18 protein-coding genes and 1 tRNA gene are annotated in these 16,818 nt (G+C 69.3%); 10 read left to right on the top strand and 9 right to left on the bottom strand.

All coding sequences use genetic code 11. The features are described from left to right. Positions 1-20: 20 nt before the first annotated feature. The gene (locus EV186_RS05330) at positions 21-857 is read right to left on the bottom strand and encodes an aminoglycoside phosphotransferase family protein (protein ID WP_133847925.1); all 837 of its coding nucleotides are present in this window, start codon (positions 855-857) and stop codon (positions 21-23) included. 90 nt (positions 858-947) lie between these two features. Continuing rightward, positions 948-2,318, bottom strand: a complete 1,371-nt coding sequence (locus tag EV186_RS05335; protein WP_133847926.1) for an NsdA family TPR-like regulatory protein — start codon at positions 2,316-2,318, stop codon at positions 948-950. A gap of 307 nt (positions 2,319-2,625) precedes the next feature. On the opposite strand from EV186_RS05335, the gene EV186_RS05340 reads away from it, so the two are divergent. The 6 genes from EV186_RS05340 (at position 2,626) to EV186_RS05365 (ending at position 6,577) form a co-directional block, all read left to right on the top strand. Next, positions 2,626-2,802 (top strand): hypothetical protein, encoded by a 177-nt coding sequence (locus tag EV186_RS05340; RefSeq protein ID WP_424982050.1) that lies wholly within the window; start codon positions 2,626-2,628, stop codon positions 2,800-2,802. Between the two features lie 13 nt (positions 2,803-2,815). After that, a complete protein-coding gene (locus EV186_RS05345; protein WP_133847927.1) occupies positions 2,816-3,166 on the top strand; it encodes a hypothetical protein in 351 nt (116 codons plus the stop codon). Between the two features lie 443 nt (positions 3,167-3,609). Beyond that, positions 3,610-4,017 carry a hypothetical protein gene (locus EV186_RS05350; RefSeq protein ID WP_133847928.1) on the top strand — a complete coding sequence of 136 codons (408 nt, stop codon included), beginning with the start codon at positions 3,610-3,612 and terminating at the stop codon, positions 4,015-4,017. Next, positions 4,014-4,661 (top strand): DUF3558 domain-containing protein, encoded by a 648-nt coding sequence (locus tag EV186_RS05355; protein ID WP_166659026.1) that lies wholly within the window; start codon positions 4,014-4,016, stop codon positions 4,659-4,661. Before EV186_RS05350 ends, EV186_RS05355 begins: the two co-directional genes overlap by 4 nt. 9 nt (positions 4,662-4,670) lie before the next feature. Further along, positions 4,671-5,858, top strand: a complete 1,188-nt coding sequence (locus tag EV186_RS05360; RefSeq protein ID WP_133847930.1) for a hypothetical protein — start codon at positions 4,671-4,673, stop codon at positions 5,856-5,858. Next, the gene (locus EV186_RS05365; protein WP_166659027.1) at positions 5,855-6,577 is read left to right on the top strand and encodes an ESX secretion-associated protein EspG; all 723 of its coding nucleotides are present in this window, start codon (positions 5,855-5,857) and stop codon (positions 6,575-6,577) included. Before EV186_RS05360 ends, EV186_RS05365 begins: the two co-directional genes overlap by 4 nt. Here EV186_RS05365 and EV186_RS05370 read toward each other — a convergent pair whose 3' ends face one another. Then, positions 6,578-7,819, bottom strand: coding sequence for an MFS transporter (locus EV186_RS05370; RefSeq protein ID WP_133847932.1), 1,242 nt, complete (start codon positions 7,817-7,819; stop codon positions 6,578-6,580). After that, positions 7,816-9,135 carry a GH1 family beta-glucosidase gene (locus EV186_RS05375; protein ID WP_133847933.1) on the bottom strand — a complete coding sequence of 440 codons (1,320 nt, stop codon included), beginning with the start codon at positions 9,133-9,135 and terminating at the stop codon, positions 7,816-7,818. The genes EV186_RS05370 and EV186_RS05375 overlap by 4 nt, the downstream gene beginning before the upstream one ends. Before the next feature lie 96 nt (positions 9,136-9,231). Between EV186_RS05375 and EV186_RS05380 the strand changes: the two genes are divergently transcribed. Next, complete coding sequence (locus EV186_RS05380) at positions 9,232-9,870, top strand: TetR/AcrR family transcriptional regulator (protein ID WP_424982055.1); 639 nt, start codon at positions 9,232-9,234, stop codon at positions 9,868-9,870. Here the strand turns inward: EV186_RS05380 and EV186_RS05385 are convergent. Beyond that, complete coding sequence (locus tag EV186_RS05385) at positions 9,840-11,048, bottom strand: amino acid deaminase/aldolase (RefSeq protein WP_133847934.1); 1,209 nt, start codon at positions 11,046-11,048, stop codon at positions 9,840-9,842. The two genes, EV186_RS05380 and EV186_RS05385, sit on opposite strands and share 31 nt — an antisense overlap. Positions 11,049-11,148: 100 nt before the next feature. On the opposite strand from EV186_RS05385, the gene EV186_RS05390 reads away from it, so the two are divergent. After that, positions 11,149-12,459 (top strand): D-arabinono-1,4-lactone oxidase, encoded by a 1,311-nt coding sequence (locus EV186_RS05390; protein WP_133847935.1) that lies wholly within the window; start codon positions 11,149-11,151, stop codon positions 12,457-12,459. Here the strand turns inward: EV186_RS05390 and EV186_RS05395 are convergent. From EV186_RS05395 to EV186_RS05405, 3 genes are read right to left on the bottom strand one after another with little or no spacing between them, the layout of a single operon-like run. Beyond that, the gene (locus EV186_RS05395; RefSeq protein WP_133847936.1) at positions 12,456-13,160 is read right to left on the bottom strand and encodes a suppressor of fused domain protein; all 705 of its coding nucleotides are present in this window, start codon (positions 13,158-13,160) and stop codon (positions 12,456-12,458) included. The two genes, EV186_RS05390 and EV186_RS05395, sit on opposite strands and share 4 nt — an antisense overlap. Next, entirely contained in the window at positions 13,157-13,798 is a 642-nt protein-coding gene (locus EV186_RS05400) for an SDR family oxidoreductase (RefSeq protein WP_133847937.1), read from the bottom strand. Before EV186_RS05400 ends, EV186_RS05395 begins: the two co-directional genes overlap by 4 nt. Beyond that, on the bottom strand, positions 13,795-14,346 hold the full coding sequence (locus tag EV186_RS05405; protein ID WP_243753823.1) for a hypothetical protein: 552 nt from the start codon (positions 14,344-14,346) through the stop codon (positions 13,795-13,797). The genes EV186_RS05400 and EV186_RS05405 overlap by 4 nt, the downstream gene beginning before the upstream one ends. A gap of 371 nt (positions 14,347-14,717) precedes the next feature. Here EV186_RS05405 and EV186_RS05410 point away from each other — a divergent pair, with 371 nt between their 5' ends. Further along, complete coding sequence (locus tag EV186_RS05410) at positions 14,718-14,966, top strand: DUF2630 family protein (RefSeq protein ID WP_133847939.1); 249 nt, start codon at positions 14,718-14,720, stop codon at positions 14,964-14,966. A gap of 462 nt (positions 14,967-15,428) precedes the next feature. Here the strand turns inward: EV186_RS05410 and EV186_RS05415 are convergent. After that, a tRNA-Leu gene (locus EV186_RS05415) sits at positions 15,429-15,511 on the bottom strand. Between the two features lie 129 nt (positions 15,512-15,640). Here EV186_RS05415 and EV186_RS05420 point away from each other — a divergent pair. After that, complete coding sequence (locus EV186_RS05420) at positions 15,641-16,753, top strand: DUF3662 and FHA domain-containing protein (protein WP_133847940.1); 1,113 nt, start codon at positions 15,641-15,643, stop codon at positions 16,751-16,753. Positions 16,754-16,818: the final 65 nt, after the last annotated feature.

Below are 16,818 nucleotides of genomic sequence, written 5' to 3' on the forward strand. Positions count from 1 at the left end.
CGCTGAGGGCGGGCGCTGCGTTACCGGTACCGCTCCCACGTCGCCTCGGTGTTCCCGTCCCGGAAGTCCTGCAACCTGCGCATGAGCTCCGGGCGGACCTCGGGGTGGCTGGTCATGATGGGCAGCACGCTGGTGGTGAGCTTGAGTTCGCGCACCTCGCGCAGTACCTCGAAACCCGACCACGTCGTCACGTCGAGGCCGTAGGTGTCGACCATCTGCCGGTAGGTGTCGACCGGCTCACCGAAGCGCAGGACACCCACCGCGACCGGGACCATGTCCCACTCCGGCGGCCCGATCCCCGAGGAGTCGAAGTCGCAGAGCACCGGGCCGTTCGGTGACGGGATGACGTTGCCCAGGTGCGCGTCGCCGTGCACCACCCGCCACGGTCGCAGGAACTCCAGCTCCGCGAGCGCGCGTTCGACCTGGTCGCAGCGGTTGAGCAGGTACTCGCGGTCGTCGGGGTCGAGGGCCTCGGCCTCACCGACGCGGTTGCGCACGGCGTCCAGCGGCGCCCACGAGGGCAGGTCGAGCTCCTTCGGGATGTCGAGGGAGTGCATCTTGACCAGCAGTTCCGCCAGGTGGCGGCCGGTCGGGCGGTACTCGCCGGACGGCACGAAGTCCCACGCCGTGGCCAGGTACCCGTCCACCTGTATGGGCTGCTCGTGGCCGGCCAGCAGGCGTACGGCCGGGACGTCGTGCTCCTGCAGCCACCGCGCGATCCGGACGACCGTGTGTACGCGGTGGTCCAGCGCGCGCGACGCCACGATCCGCACCACGACCGGCTCGTGCGCCAAGCGGTAGACGGCGTTGTTGGTCAGCCGGAGCAGCTGCGCACCGCGGTGGTCCGCACCGATCACGGCGCACACTTCACGCAGCGCGACATCCAGCTTCGACCTGCTGAAGTGTCCGGCACCGGGTTCGTTCAAGTCGGCGGCCGCAGGTGCCGATCAGGCCGCGAACATGCGGGAGATGATGTCCGCCAGATCCGCCGCGTCGGAGTTGTTGCGCCGCTTGGCGGCTTCCTTGCCCAGCGGTTCGAGGCGGTCGATCGCCCGCTTCGAGCGCAGGCCCTCGGCCATGTTGACCGCCTGGCGACCGACCTTGGTGCCGTGGTCGACGTCGCCTTCGATCAGGTGGTTCGTGGCCAGCGCGCTCATGTTGAACATCTTGCTGCGGGCCATGTTGTCGCCGAAGCTGTCGATGGCCTTCTGCAGCGCCGGGATGGCGAACCGGGTGTGCTTGGGGTCGGCGGTCACCGCGAGGACGGTGTGGACGGTGCCGATCATCGCGGTCAGGTCGGTCTCGTTGAAGAACTTGACCCAGTCCTGCGCCTCGGCGAGGTTCGCGCGCTCGAACTCCGAGCGGGCCCGGCCGAGCTGCTTCATCGTCTGTTCCTTGTGGCCCATCATCGCGTAGGCCCAGGCCTGGTTCGCGCAGATGACCGAGACGGCGAGCTCGGAGCCGCAGTTCTGGGCGGCGATCTGGCCGAGCTGGAAGATCTTCAGCGCGTCGTCCGGCTCCTTCTGGTGCAGGTAGACGCGGCCCATGCGGTAGAGGATGTTGGCGACGAGCGGCTCGTTGCCGCCGGCCTTGGCCAGCTCCAGGGCGCGGCCGAAGTGGTTGCGTGCGGGGTCGTTGAGTCCGATGTCGAACGAGGTCCAGCCGGCCAGGTTGTGCAGGTCGGCGAGCGCGACGTGCAGACGGGTGCGTACGGCGTCCGAACTGGACGCGGCGAGCATCTGCTGACCCCAGGTCAGCTGGGCGACCACGGCGTCACGACACGCACCGCCGCCGTACTGGTAGTCCAGGGAGCGCAGGGCCCTGGTCGCCGCTTCCACCTGGCGGACGTCGGTCATGCCGATCCGGCCGGGCGCGGGCGTCCGGACCGGGTTGGACACCCAGTCCCCGTCATCGGCTCCCAGCACGGACGCGCCGACCGTCACGGCCGCCGCGCGCGCCAGGAACTTGCGCCGCTTCACTTCTTCGGACTCCTTGGTCTGGGAGGCCTCGTGCGCACCGGCGACCCGCACTGCCGTGAGGTCGTCGTACGCGAGGCCCATGTATCCCCTTGGGACACCCAGCCCGTCGGCGATCCGTGCGAGCACGTCATATGCCATGACCTGCCTGCCCTTGAGGATCTCCGACACCTCGGACTGCGATTGACCGGTCGCGGCGGCGATCTGACGCTGTGAGACACCGTGTTGCCTGAGCAACCGGTAGACGGAACTGATCTCCCGCGCTGCGAGCGCTTCTCGCATCTTCGGTGCTTCCCAGACCTCCGGCGGTACTGGGCTGCTCTGAGATCCGATGGAGTTCATCCCGCCCCCTCACAGTCCGCTGGGCGTCAACCGCAGAGTAAGGGCACTCCGCGAGCCCGGAGAAGTGCTGATCGGCGAGCCTGATCGGTCCTGCCGAAGTCCGGTGACCGTTCACCGTGAAACTCCGGCCGATCGGCGCTGCTCCTCGCCAAACGCAACTCCCGCACCGCAATCTTAGATGCTGTAAGCGTGCGAGTACGGAGGGAAACCGAGAGTGAACATGGCCGGAACGGCAGTGGCTCCACTTGAGCCTGTTGTGCGCGACGCCGATGGCCAAGGTTTGCCCGGGTCCGCTGAGGGTCGCAGGGTGTGGCGCATCAACTGTGGTGACGTCATCAACCGCGACAGATGCCTCACCGTGCTCGCCGAACGTGACCGGGTGGTGCTCGTCGGGCCCCCCGGAGAGACAGCGGTGTTGACGGCGGGCCAGTTGAGCCAGCTGCGCGTCGCACTACGAGAAGCCGCCGAACAGGCGGAAAGGTGACGGTGACGTTCCGGTGGACGAGATACTCGGCCAGGTCCTTCGCGATGCGGTCTGGGAGCGCCTCGACATGCTCTCCGAGCTCGCGAACCGCGCTGATGCACCGTCCTTGCTGTCGGTGGCTCGCTCCGAGCTGCCGCGGTTGACCGAAGGTTGGCGGGCGATGCTCGCCGAGCACGAGCCGGACGAGAAGGGCAACTGCCCGACCTGCTCCGGTCGCTGGCGCCAGCAGAAGGCGCCGTGCGCCGTCTGGCGGGCCGCGCACGAACACCTGGTAGTCGGGGGCTTGGCCCCGGAAAAGCCCGCGGGACGGCACGGCCGCGTGCCCGCGCAGGACCGCCGAGCCGTGCCCGCACGCGCCAGGTAACCCAGACCGGCGACCTCGATCCGCGTTTCCCCGGACGCCTGCGATCGAGAAGTCGTCTGGGCCGACGGTCCGGATCGCCCGTACCCCCGAGCGCGACGACCCGGACCGCCGGCCACCACAACTGAATCAACGCCAAAGACTCCGCGGGCCGGTGCCGTAGCACTCCCCTCCCCCGACCGGTATCGGTCCGCGGCCCCAACCCGGCGTCGGTGCTCGTACTCCCCGGTCGAGCACCGACGCCGTCCCATTTTTGTCAACTCTTGGTTTCGTCGGAGCAATCGTCGAGAACGGTCCTTTCGACAATTGCCGCTCGCCGATTAATCGACAGCAAGCGAGAGTACGCACTTTAGGTACAACGCCGGCGAGACCCTTGCGCTTAGCGCACGCGGTAGCTACTACTTGTGACTAGACGAGCACGTTGGCTACGCACAGGGGGCGGCGCCATGGCGGGTGTTACGGCTGACCAGGGCCATGTCCAGCAGCACAACAGCGCACCCCCGCCTTCCTCCGGAAACATCCAGCACCTCAAGGTGACCCCAGAGAATGTGGTGGACCTGGCCGAAGCCATTCACCAGATCATCGAAACACTCGATGCATCGACATCGCAGAACCTGGCCCTTGATCTCCTGTTGCCGAGCGACGCATTCCTGGGCGACCCCCACAGCAAGTGGGCGGTCGAGGAATTCAACGAGTACCTCGTGAATGCGGAGAATTCGTTCACCAATGTCGTCACGCGATTGATCGCCGAACACAAACGCACGTACAACGCGTTGAAAGAGATCGCGGACAGCTATGGCAAGACGGATGAATGGAACGCTCGCCAACTCAACGAAGCATACGGCCTGCCATGAGCGGCAGAGCCAAGGCAGTGGCAAGCGTCTTCGCCGCGATCCTCGTCGTGGGCGTTGTCGTGGTCGTCGTAGCGGTCGTTCGCACGCCGAAGTCGGAGGGAACGGCTCAGGCGCAGCGCACCATCACGACCACCACGCTCGCAACGACCACCACAAGCCGACTGCTGCCACCACGGCCGCGGGACGTCGACGTGAGTGGGTTGGATCCCTGCAAAGCGTTGACCGATGAACAAGAAAAAGAACTGCAGTACAACCGCGGCTGGCAGAGCCCACCCATCGCTGATGTCGACGGGATCACTGGCGCACCGAACTGCGCTTACGGCTCCGCACCACGAGAGTTCGGATCGCTGATCTCCTTCGTCACCAATGCGAATGTCGACGTTTGGCTGACAGACCCGGAGTACAAGACAGATCTACCGCCAACGAAAACGACGGTATCCGGATTTCCGGCTTTGCAGATCACAGTGCCTCGCTCGGCGCCCCTGCCGGACAAGTGCACGATCCTCGTCGACGTCCACGACGGGCAGTACATCAACGTTTTCAGCTCCAGGCTGGCCGGTGGCGGAGTGACCGGTTCGGCGGCGTACTGCCAGGAGGCGAAGAAGGTCGCCGCGATGGTGCTAGAGAATGCGGAGAACCGTTAGGGGGAGCAAATGACGGTGGAACCCGACGTCAGACTCGCGGGCGTCACCCACGAGGAGATCCTGGCCTGGGTGACGCAGGGCAAGGCGGGGGCGTCGGCCCACGTCATCGATACCCACATGAAACGCATCGTCGACGCCCTGCGCGAGGCCGCGGATGGGGTGCGCTGGTCGTTGGCGAAGATCGACGCCGGGGGTTGGGAGGGTTCCACGGCCGATTCGGTGACCTCGGTCATGGCAGCTTTGCGGGATTTCGACAGCGAGTTGCACCAGCACGGCAATGACGACCGGGATTCGACAATGGGTCAGTCCGGCGAATCGGCCGCAACGCGCCACCGGGTACCACCGATTCCCCTCGACTTGGATGGCCAGCACTCGATTCTCGGCACCACGGTCGACCCGAAGGTGCGCATCGACGCCCGTCGCAACGCCGAGGACCGGGCCCGCGAGGTGATGGCCGAGTACCAGGAAGCCACGCGAGAGCGCCTGGCCGCGCTGCCGCGGATCGCTCCGGTGCCGTCGCTCGTGTTGGACACCACGACCGATGGCCCATCCACGCAGACCACGACCCACGGTCAGGCCGGTCCGACGGCGACGCGTCCCCTGCCGGCGAGCAGCGGCAAGCCGACGACCGCTCCGTCGCAGGCCCCGGTCAAACCGGTAGCCCACGCTCCCGATTCGCCTGGTCACCACCGGGAAGAGGTCCCCGTTTCGGCAGCTCAGCGGGCGACCGGCCGGATGTCGGTCAGCCGCGGCCAAACGCCGGCCGGTACGTCGGCAGCGAGAGGTGATCCGGCCACGGCAGGCAGCGGCCCGGTGCCGACTGCGGTGATCGGAGGGATCGCGGCGGTACCGGTCGGCGGTGGCCCGGTGGTAGGTGGGTCACCGGGCGGTGATCCCGACGTGCTCGGCACTGGTGGGCCGCAGCCTGGTGAAGGGTCGAAGTCCGGCGTCGAGCGGCAGGTCGAGCGGGTGGTGGAGCGGCAACCCGCCGGGCAACGGCCGACGACGCAGCCGCGGACGAGCGGGAACGGCGGGCTGGTCGGCGGGGCGGCGGGAGCCCCGGGCAAGGAGCAAGAGGAGCACCACAACCGCTATCGCGTGCCCAGTGGGGAGCCATTCGATACCGACACCGACGACGAGTACTTACGGGATGGCGAGTTCTACGTGGTGCCGGACGTCATCGGCGGGTCGGAGTGAGGGTCGCGCTCGACGCGACGGAGTTCGACGTGGTCTGGCGGGCGGCCGGGCTCGGGGTCCCGCCCGCGGTGCTGGACATGCCGTCGCCGGGTGGGAGTCACGCCGAGCGGGCGCGGATCGAGCACGCGGTCTGGTCGGCGCTCACCGGACGCGGGCTGGCCACCGGGTTCGGCCAGGCGACCAGCCGGTTGCGGACCGCGATCGGGCTGGTCGCCTCGCGGGTGACGTCGTTCGAACTGCACACCGCGCGGTTGCGGGCGTTGCTCGGGCGGGTGAACCAACGGGCGGTCCTGGTCGAGTTCGCCGACGGGCGGTTGTTGCTGCGTACCGTGCCCGACACCGGGTTGGCGCAGACCATCGCCGGGTTGCTGCCGGAGCTGCCCGCCGGGCCGGGGCGGTCGATCACGGTCGACGTGGGCCTGCTGGCCAAGGCGGAAGCCGCGGCTTCGCGCCGGGTGGTCCTGCGCCGCGGCGGGTTGAGCCGCGACGACGCGCGCACGCTCGCCGACATGATGTGTGGCGCCGACGGCCACGGGCAGATCGTCGCCGAGGTGACGCACCACGGCGTGACCCGGCGCTCCGCGAGCGTGGTGGCGTTCTTCCACAACGACGGCGGCCGCTACCGGGTGATCCGCACCGACGACCACGTCACGATCACGCCGGTCACCACGGCGCAGCTGGCGGCGGCCGCGGACGAACTGCTCAGCGAACTGCGGTGACTAGCGGACCGACTTGATCCGGGTGACCACGACGCCGCCGCCGAGGGTCACCAGAGCGGACAACAAGAACAGCAGGCTGTACCCCGCCGACGCCTTCAGGACCAGCCCGGCCAGCACCGGGGCCGCCACCTGCGGCAGCGAGTTCGCGATGTTGATGACGCCCAGGTCCTTGGCCCGGTCGCCCGCCGACGGCAGCACCTCGGTGAGGATCGCCAGCGCCACCGCCCAGTAGATGCCGAAGCCGAACCCCAGCAGCGGCGCGGCCAGCAGCGCCGAGCCCCACGTCGGCCAGATGACCAGCAGCAACGCCGCCAGCGCCATCACGATCGCCGACAGCACCACGTACTGCTTCCGCTTGCCCGTGCGGTCCGACACGATGCCGAACACCACGGCACCGATGATCAACGCGACGCCGTAGATCGCCATCAGGATCAGCAGGCCGTCCTGCGGATCGGGCTGGTAGTGCACGACGTCGTCGAGGAAGAACAGCAGGTAGAGGGTGCCGAGCGCGTTGCCGAGGTTGACCAGGAAGTGCGTGGCCCAGCCCCAGCCGAAGTCCGGGTGCTGCCGCGGCGAGATCCACAGGTTGCGCAGGCCGGTCACCAGGCCGCCGGTCGGGCGCAGCTCCACCGGCAACCGCTCGTCGTGCGTGCGCAGGACGAACAGCAGGGCGAACGCCACCGCGACCAGGCCGCACGCGATGTAACCCGAGATCAGCCCGGTGACGAGCACCGTGACCAGCAACGCGCCGATCACCGTGCCGAGCATCTGGCTGATCCCGACGTACCCGCCGATCTCGGCCCGCTGCGCCACCGGCACCCGGTCCGGCAGCGCGGAGGTCAGCGCCGCGAGCATGCCGTTCAACCCGATCTGCGTGATCGCCCACCCGACCACCATGAGCGCGACGTTCGGCGCGAAGGCCAGCACCACGAGGCCGAGCAGGCCGACCACCGCACCCAGCAACGTCCACGGGTGGCGCCGGCCCCAGGAGGAGGTGGTGCGGTCGGACAGCATCCCGATCACCGGGTTCGCCACCAGTGCGGCGAGCGCGCCGACACCCATCACCACCGACAACACGACGGTCTTGTTCGCTTGGTCGAGCAGTTCGGCCTGACGCGGCAGCAGCACCTGGATCGGCGCGTAGACCGCGAGCCACAGCCCGAGGTTCGCCAGGAACAACAGCGAAGTCCACCCTGGACGGACGCGGACGGTCGGCTCGGCGAGCGCGGCGGGGGCGTTCATCTCGCGCTCGCGATCAGATCCCGGTACCAGCGATAGGAATCCTTGGGTGTGCGTTGCAACGTCTTGAAGTCCACGTGCACCAGTCCGAACCGCGGGGCGTAGCCCTTGCTCCACTCGAAGTTGTCCAAAATGGACCAGACGAAGTAGCCGCGCACGTCCACCCCCGCCGCCATCGCGTCCGCCAGCGCGCGCAGGTGCGCCTCGAGGAACTCGATCCGGGCACCGTCGCGCACCCGGCCGTCGGGGCCGACCTCGTCGTCGAAACTGCACCCGTTCTCGGTGATGTGGATCGGCGGCAGCGCGTCGCCGTAACGGTCGCGCATGCCGACCAGCAACTCGGTCAGCGCGCCGGGCACGATCGGCGAGTCGTTGGTGGTCATCGGGTAGCCCTCGACCGGGACCAGGTCGAACGGCAGCGGGTTGCCCGGCGACGGGGACGCGGCGGCCTGCGGCTCGTAGTAGTTGACGCCGTAGAAGTCGATCGGCGTCGCGATGGCCGGCAGGTCGTCGGCGAACCCGGCCGGCAGGTGCTCGGTGTACCGGTCGGGATAACGGCCCAGCAGCACCGGATCGGCGAAGAGCCGGTTGATCAACTCGTCCATCGCGCTCGCGGCGTCGCCGTCGTCCGGGCCCACCGGCCAGACCGGGCCGTGGTTGTTGGCCGTGCCCACCTGGTCGGCACCGGCCGCGCGCAACGCCTGGACCGCGAGCCCGTGCGCGAGGTTCTGGTGGTGGGCCGTGGGCAGCGCGTCGAGCAGCAGGAACTCGCCGGGCGCGTATTGGCCGATCGCGTAGCCGTAGATGGAGGTGACCATCGGCTCGTTGATCGGGATCCACATCGGCACCCGATCGGCGAACCGCTCGGCCGCGATCCGCGCGTACTCGCCGAAGCGCAGCGCGGTCTCGCGGTTGCGCCAACCGCCCGCGTCCTCCAGCGGCTGGGGCGTGTCCCAGTGGTACAGCGTGCCGACCGGGGTGATGCCCGCCGCGCACAACGCGTCGAGCAGCCGGTCGTAGAAGGCGATGCCCTCGGGGTTCGGCTTGCCGCTGCCGTCGGGCTGGATCCGCGGCCAGGCGAAGGACAGCCGGTAGGCGTCGACGCCGAGCCCGGCCATGAGCGCGACGTCCTCGGCGTAGCGGTGGTAGTGGTCGCACGCCACGTCGGCGGTCTCGTCGCCCGCGATCTTGCCGGGCGTCGCGCAGAACGTGTCCCAGCTGGACCGGCCGCGCCCGCCCTCGGCGACGGCGCCCTCGATCTGGAACGCGGACGCCGAAACGCCCCACAAGAAGTCGGCGGGGAACTGCGGACCGGCCATCCGAACCTCCACAGCAACGTGAAAAGTATTCAGATATTAGCCCCGGGGTCGCCCACTGGGAAGACGCGGCGAGCCCGACAGGGCACTATAGGAGACGTGGCCAGCACAACCTCGCTTCGCAGGCGCCCGGTCCAGCAGCGCAGCGCACAACGCTTCGAGCGGATGCTCGACGCGTGTGCCGAGCTGATCGACGAACTCGGCTACGACGGCGTGACCACGACGTTGATCGCCGAGCGGGCCGAGGTCGCGGTCGGTTCGCTCTACCAGTTCTTCCCGGACAAGCGGGCCGTGGTGCGCGCGCTGACCGAGCGGAACCTCGAGCGGTTCATGGCCGGGGTGCTCGCCAGGCTCGAGGAAGCCGAGCTGACCGAGTGGTGGGACGCGGCCGACGTCGTCTTCGACGTCTACGTGCAGCTCTTCCGCGAGATCCGCGGGTTCAGCCAGATCCGCTTCGGCGACATCGTCGACATGCGGCTGATGGACGACGAGCGCGACAACAACACCGTCATCGCCGACCGGCTCGCCGACCTGATCACCGACCGGTTCGGGGTCACCAGCGACGAGATCCGGCTGCCGCTCGCGGTGGCCGTCGAGTGCGCGGACGGCATCCTCAACCTGGCGTTCCGGCGCAAGCTCTACGACGTCGACACCGTGGTCGCCGAGGCACGCAAGATCGTCCGCGGCTACCTCTCCGGCAAGCTCGATCAGCCGAAGGACTTGCCCTCGCCCCGGTAGGTCGGGACGGTCGCGGTCACCTGGTCGCCCTCGATCAGGTGGTACTCGGTGAACCGCTCGGCGAGCTCGCCCGCCTTGGCGTGGCGCAGCCACACCCGGTCGCCGAGCTTCAGCTCGTCGGCGGCCTTGCCGGTCACCGGCGTCTGCACCTCGCCCGCGCCCTCGAACGGCAGCAGGCTCAACCCTTCCGGCAGGTAGGGCTGGGGCTGGCGGGTCTCGCCGACCGGACCGGACGCGATGAACCCGCCGCTGAACAACGTGACGATCTTCGGCTTCGGCCGGCGCACCACCGCGAGTGCGAACAAGACGGCCGGTTCCGGCGAGAACGCGCGATAGGCGTCGAACAGCGTCGGCCCGATCAGCCCGGACCCGGCGGCGACCTCGGTGGTGGACGGATCGGCGCTGGTCAACTCGATGCTGCCGGTGCCACCGCCGTTGACGAACTGCAGGTCGGCGACCTCGCGCACGGCCGCGACCGCCGCCTGCCTGCGGTCGACGAGCTCCGAGCCCGACCGGCGCTGCATCCAGCGCAGCACCGCGGCCTGCAGCCGGCCCTTCGGGTTGTCGCCGAGCCCGGCGATCTGCCCCTCGTAGGCCATGATCCCGACCAGCTCGAAGCCGGGACGGTCGCCGATGACCTTGGCCAGCTTCACCGCCTGGGCCGGCGAGTGCACCGGCGAGCGGCGCGGGCCGACGTGCAGGCCCGGCAGCGGCCGCCAAGAAACGTCCAGCTCCAGGCACACGCGGATGGTCGGGTGGTCGGCGCCGAGCGCCGCGTCCACCAGGTCGAGGTGTTCGGCCGAGTCGACCATGATCGACACGGCGGCGCGGGCGGCGGGGTGCTTGGCCAGCGCGCGCAACGCGGTGTCGTCGACGGTCGGGTAGGCGACCAGGATGTCGGTGCCCGCCAGGTCGGTGCCCGCCCACCCGTCGGTGAGCCACAGCGCTTCGGCCAGCGAGTAGGCCATCACACCCGCGAACCCAGGCCTCCGCAGTGCGCGCTCGATCAGGGTCCGGCAGCGCACCGACTTGCTGGCGATGCGCACGGGCTTGCCTGCCGCGCGGCGCACCAGGTCCTCGGCGTTGCGGTCGAACGCGGCCAGGTCGGCCACGGCGAACGGCGCGTCGAGGTGTTTGGTCGCGGCGTCGAGCCGGTGGCGGTCGGTGCGGGGTGGCACGCTTGTCACGGTACGACGCCGACCGTTGAAATGTGAATACCTTTCACTTATCGTTTCGGTCACCCCGAGTTCAGTCACCCGGGGGAACGGAAGGTGGCAGATGGCGAGCACCGCGTGGCGCAACTGGGCGGGCACCGAACACGCGGTCGCCGCGTCGGTGCGCACGCCGGTCAGCACCGACGAGCTGTGCGCGGCCGTGACCGAGGCCAAGACAGCCGGGCACACCGTACGCGCGCGCGGCAGCGGGCACTCGTTCACCGGCGCGGCCGCGTGCCACGGGGTCGCGCTCGACCTCTCGCGGTGGACCGGGATCGTCGACGCCGACAGCGACACCGGGCTGGTCACCGTGCGGTCCGGCACGCCCCTGCGTGAGCTGAACGCCGAACTCGACCGGCTGGGCCTGGCCATGGCCAACCTCGGCGACATCGACGCGCAAACGATTGCGGGCGCGATCAGCACCGGCACCCACGGCACCGGCGCCGGCCTCGGCGGCATCGCCACGCAGGTCACCGCGCTCGAACTGGTGCGGGCCGACGGCACGCTGGTCCGCTGCTCGCGCGACGAGCGGCCGGACCTCTTCGACGCGGCGCGGATCAGCGTCGGCGCGCTCGGCGTGCTGACCTCGGTGACGCTGCAGACCGTGCCGTCGTTCGTGCTCGAGGCGCAGGAGCGGCCCGAACCGCTGGAGCGGGTGCTCGAGACCATCGACGACGAGGCCGCGCGCAACGACCACTTCGAGTTCTACTGGTTCCCGTACGGCCCGAAGGCGCTGGTCAAGCGGAACAACCGGGTGCCGGCCGGCACACCCGCGCGGCCGATGAACAAGGCCCGGCAGTACTTCGAGTACGAGATCATGGAGAACAAGCTCTTCGGCCTGCTCTGCCGAACCGGACGAGCGGTGCCGAAACTGGTGCAGCCGCTGAACAAGATCTCCTCACAGGCCCTCTCCGCCCGGACCTACAGCGACGTCTCGCACCGCGTGTTCGTCACCAGCCGGTCGGTGCGGTTCGTGGAGTCGGAGTACGCGGTGCCGCGCGAGAAGCTGCGCGAAGTGCTCGACGAGCTGCGGGCCCGGGTCGCGAAGCTGGCCGACCCGGTGATGTTCCCGGTCGAGGTGCGCGTCGCCGCGGCCGACGACATCTGGCTTTCCACGGCGTACCAACGGGATTCGGCCTACATCGCGATCCACCAGTACGTGGGGATGCCCTACCGCGAGTACTTCGACGCCTTCGAGTCGATCGTCGGCCAGGTCGGCGGGCGGCCGCACTGGGGCAAGATGCACACGCTCGGCGCGGCCGAACTGCGCGAGCGCTACCCGCGCTTCGACGACTTCCTGAAGGTGCGCGCCGAGCTCGACCCGGAGGGCCGGTTCGCCAACCCGTACACCGATCGCGTCTTCGGCTCGGTCTAACGCACGCAGCTGGGCCGAGCCGGGTCGACGACTCCGTCCACTTCGGACTCGTTGAGCCGGTCGAGCAAGGCTTCCGTGCCCTCGGTGAGCTTCAACGCCAGCTCGTCGGCGTGCAGCGGCAGCACTTGGTAGAACGCGATCCGCTTGCCGGACGGCGTGATCAGCTCGTCGAACTCCGCCGCGGTGACCACCGGCGGGGTGATCATGGCGGCGCACAACGCCGTGTCGTCGGCGTACGGCTCGGGCGGGTCGCCATTGGGGATCGTGTGCCAGTGCCCGAGCCAGGTGCCGTACTCGTGCGGGAGCCGGCCGAGCACCTTGAGCAGCCGGATCGGCCAGTAGTGCCGCTCCTCCTGGAACGCCTCCTGGGTCAGCGGCCAGTCGACGGGCAGGTGCACCACCAGTTCGGCGAACTCGGGCACGTCGGCGTCCTCGGGCACGGTCATGGGGCGATCGCTCATCCCCGACGTGACCAGGGAGTAGAAGTCGTGGTCGGCCGACGGCGCGACGACGTGCACGTCGATGTGGACGAGGTCGGAGACGATCTCGTGCCAGACGCCGCTGACCTCGCCGAGGTACTGCGCGATGTGCCGGTCGACGGCGGCGATCGTCTCCTCGTCGCCGTGCGCCACCTCGAAGTCCGACGTGCGAGCGTGGTGGTGGTAGACCCGTGACCCGCCGGGCGTCTGCTCCTCGGTCACAGCGCCTGGTCGACCGGGGTCTCGCCGCCGACCAGTTCGAGGGTCCGACCGGCGGTGGCGGGGTGGTCGAGCAACGCGACCAGCACGGCGGCCACGTCGTCGCGGCTGATCTCGCCGTAGCCGACGCTCGGCGCGAGGGTGACCGTGCCGGTGGGCGCGTCGTTGGTCAGGCGGCCCGGGCGCAGGATCGTCCAGTCGAGGTCGCGGCCGGCGAGGTCCTGCTCGGCGGCGGCCTTGGCCCGCAGGTAGGCGGCGAACACCTCGTCCACGCCAGGGTCGTCGGCGCGGTCAAGGCCCATGCCACTGACCTGGATGAACCGGCGAACACCGGCTGATTCGGCGGCGCCGGCCATGAGCGCGGACGCGCCCCGGTCGACGGTGTCCTTGCGAGCGGCGCCGCTGCCCGGGCCCGCCCCCGCGGCGAACACGACCGCGTCGGCGCCCCGCAGCACTTCGGCGGCCGCCGCGACGGTGGCTGATTCGAGGTCGAGGAGCACCGGCTCCGCACCCGCGGCACGCACGTCATCGGCGTGGTCGGGGTTGCGGATCAGGCCGACGGGCTGATCACCGCGGTCGGCGAGCTGCCGTGCCAGGCGAAGCGCGATCTGGCCGTGCCCACCCGCGATGACGACCTTCACAGGCCGAGGAGCTGCTCGTACGCGAGTTCGCCGAGCCAGCGGTAGTTGGCGTCGAAGCCGGCGAACATCCGGTCGCCGCGGCCCGCGAGGTCGACCGACACGACGGCCTCGGGCTCGGCGCTCAGCACGGCGACGCCGTAGGCGCGGGCACGGGGCAGGCCGTTGTCGACGTAGTCGTCGGTCATCACGGCGGGGGTCGGCAGCACGACGGCGGCGTCGCAGTAGCGCAGGAACGGCACCGTGCAGGCGAGCCCGGTGCGCCAGTGCCGCTGCACCGAGATGACCCCGGTGATGCGCACGGCCTGCTCCGGCACGAGGCCGTTGAACTCGGGCCACACCCACGTGGAGACCGCGTGCCGGTCGGTGACCGGCTCGTGGCCCAGGCAGATGCGCTCGGCGTGCACGTCGGGCAGCAGCTCGGCCACGACGTTGACCTTGCGGCCGAGGAAGGTCATCTCCGGCAGGACGGTGCCCCGCCAGCCGAGCCGGTCGGCCGCCGCGACCGCGAGGTCCTGCACGGGTGCAGGAAGCGCGATCGGCGGGGTCACGCGGGCAGCGCGAACCGTCGTGCCGGTCGATTCGGCGGTTCGTCCTGGTGTGCCGCTCACGAGCGTGCCCCCTCCTGCCGCGGATGTCGCGGAGCCGGATTTCGTCGTGTACAGGTTCCGGAGTACCAGGCAGGCCAACCCGATCCCGAGAGCTGGTGCATTTCGTGCGATCGGCGGCGGTCGCCGGTCGATGACCGGTCGATAACCGGTAGCCAGACTTCGGCCCGGCAATGCTGCCGTCCGGGTGAGCCCTGAGCCAACCGGTTGGCCCCGCGCCGTCACCTACCGTCAACGGTTCGTCCACTTCAGACGCCCTGACCAGACGAGCCGAGAGATGAGAACATGGCCCCACACCGTCAGCAGGAGGCACCGTGACCACCGAGCAGGACGTCCTAGGCCGCATCAAGGCCCTGACAGAAGAGGAACACGAGCTACGCCAAAAGGCCCAGCAAGGTTCGATCGACAGCGCGGAGGAACACGAGCGCCTCAAGAACCTCGAAGTGGCCTTGGACCAGTGCTGGGACCTCCTACGCCAACGCCGCGCCCTGCGCGTGGCCGGCGGCAACCCCGACGAAGCCCAAGCACGCCCCGGCAGCGAAGTAGAGGGCTACCTCCAATAAAGAGGAAAGCAAGAGCCAAGGCCCCGAGGCCGAAGCTCACCGCAAGACGTCGTCCCCACCAGCACCCGAGACCACCCCCAACCTGGACCCACAGCTCCAGCAGTTGGGGGCTCCGGGCGCAAAAGCGCTCTACCCACTCCCTGAACCCACCGCACACCCGCACGCCGCCAGGTCGCCAGACCCACACCGCCACCCTCAAATGGCCACACCGCCGCACGGCACCACCACACGACCAACCCTCACGTGGCCCAGATCGCCACACGGCCAACCCTCACATGGCCCAGATCGCCACACATGGCCCGACCACCCGCACACGCCACATGGCGGCGATTGCGTCCAATGACGTGGGGGGTCCGGGGGGCGAAGCCCCTCCGGCCGGGGGCGTGGGGGCTTGGCCCCCACAAAAACACACCAGCCGATCCAGGTCCGCGCTCTCCGCGGACATGAATCGGCCAGATCGGGTGGGCGAGGGGGGAGTTGAACCCCCACGTCCTTTCGGACACACGGACCTGAACCGTGCGCGTCTGCCATTCCGCCACTCGCCCTGAAGTGACGGGGCAGAGACTAGCACGGCCATCCGGGGCCACTTCCGGCCGGGTTGGAAGATCCCGGTGTCGCCCCGGCCGCATCCGGATACGATCGGACGAGGGACGCATTCGTGAAGGGATGAAGCCGTGGGCCTCGTGCAGCGCTTCGAGCGCAAGCTCGAAGGCATCGTGGGCGACACCTTCGCGCGTGTGTTCGGTGGCAACGTCGTGTTCCAGGAAGTGGCGCAGGCGCTGCAGCGTGAGGGTGAAGATCACATCAGGGAGCTGGCCGGCGGCCGCTTGCTCGCCCCCAACCACTACACGGTGGTCGTGGGCCCGGCGGATCACCAGCGGCTCGCGGGTGAGGAGGATCGCATCACCGCGCTTCTCGCCGAGTGCGTGGCGGAGCATCTCGCCGAGCACGGCTGGGACACCTACGGTGACGTCGTAGTGTCATTGGAGCGCTCCGACACGCTGCACACCGGACAGTTCCGAACACGCTCGGCCGTCGACCCTGACGTGAAGCCTCACGGCAGGCGGTCAGCATCACCTCGCAACGCAGGAGACCGATCCATGAGCCAGCCTCCCGGCTACGGCCAGCCGCCCGAGGGCGACCCCTACGGACAGCAGTACGGGTACGGCCAGGGCCAGTACGGCAATGACCAGCAGAACTACGGCCAGGGTTACGGCCAGCAAGGCGGGTACGACCAGGGTTACGGCCAGCAAGGTGGTGGCGGCTACGACCAGGGCTACCAGCAGGGCGGCTATGACCAGGGCTACCAGCAAGGTGGCTACCAGCAGGGCGGGTACGACCAGGGCTACCAGCAAGGCGGGTATGACCAGGGGTACCAGCAAGGCGGGTACGACCAGGGCTACCAGCAGCAGCCGGGTGGCTACCAGCAGGGCGGCTACGACCAGGGCTACCAGCAGGGTGGCTACGCGCCTCCTGCCGTGCAGACCGGCAACCGCCCGCTGTCCGCGACGCTGCAGTTGGACGACGGCTCGAACCGCAACTACTCGCTCAAGCAGGGCGGGAACGTGGTCGGCCGTGGTCAGGACGCCGATTTCCGCCTCCCCGACACGGGCGTCTCCCGCAGGCACCTCGAGATCACCTGGGACGGTCAGAGCGCGACGCTCGCCGACCTCGGGTCGACCAACGGCACCACGGTGAACGGCACCCCCGTGCAGACGTGGCAGCTCGCTGACGGCGACGTGGTCCGCATCGGCCACTCGTCTCTGGTGTTCCGCACCCAGGGCTGACGTTTGGCGACGCTCCGCAGGCACGTACCGTGCCCTGCGGAGCTGTGATGTGTCCGAGTACAGGG

The sequence above is a fragment of the Labedaea rhizosphaerae genome (assembly GCF_004362825.1).
In the GTDB taxonomy this organism is placed as follows: domain Bacteria; phylum Actinomycetota; class Actinomycetes; order Mycobacteriales; family Pseudonocardiaceae; genus Labedaea; species Labedaea rhizosphaerae.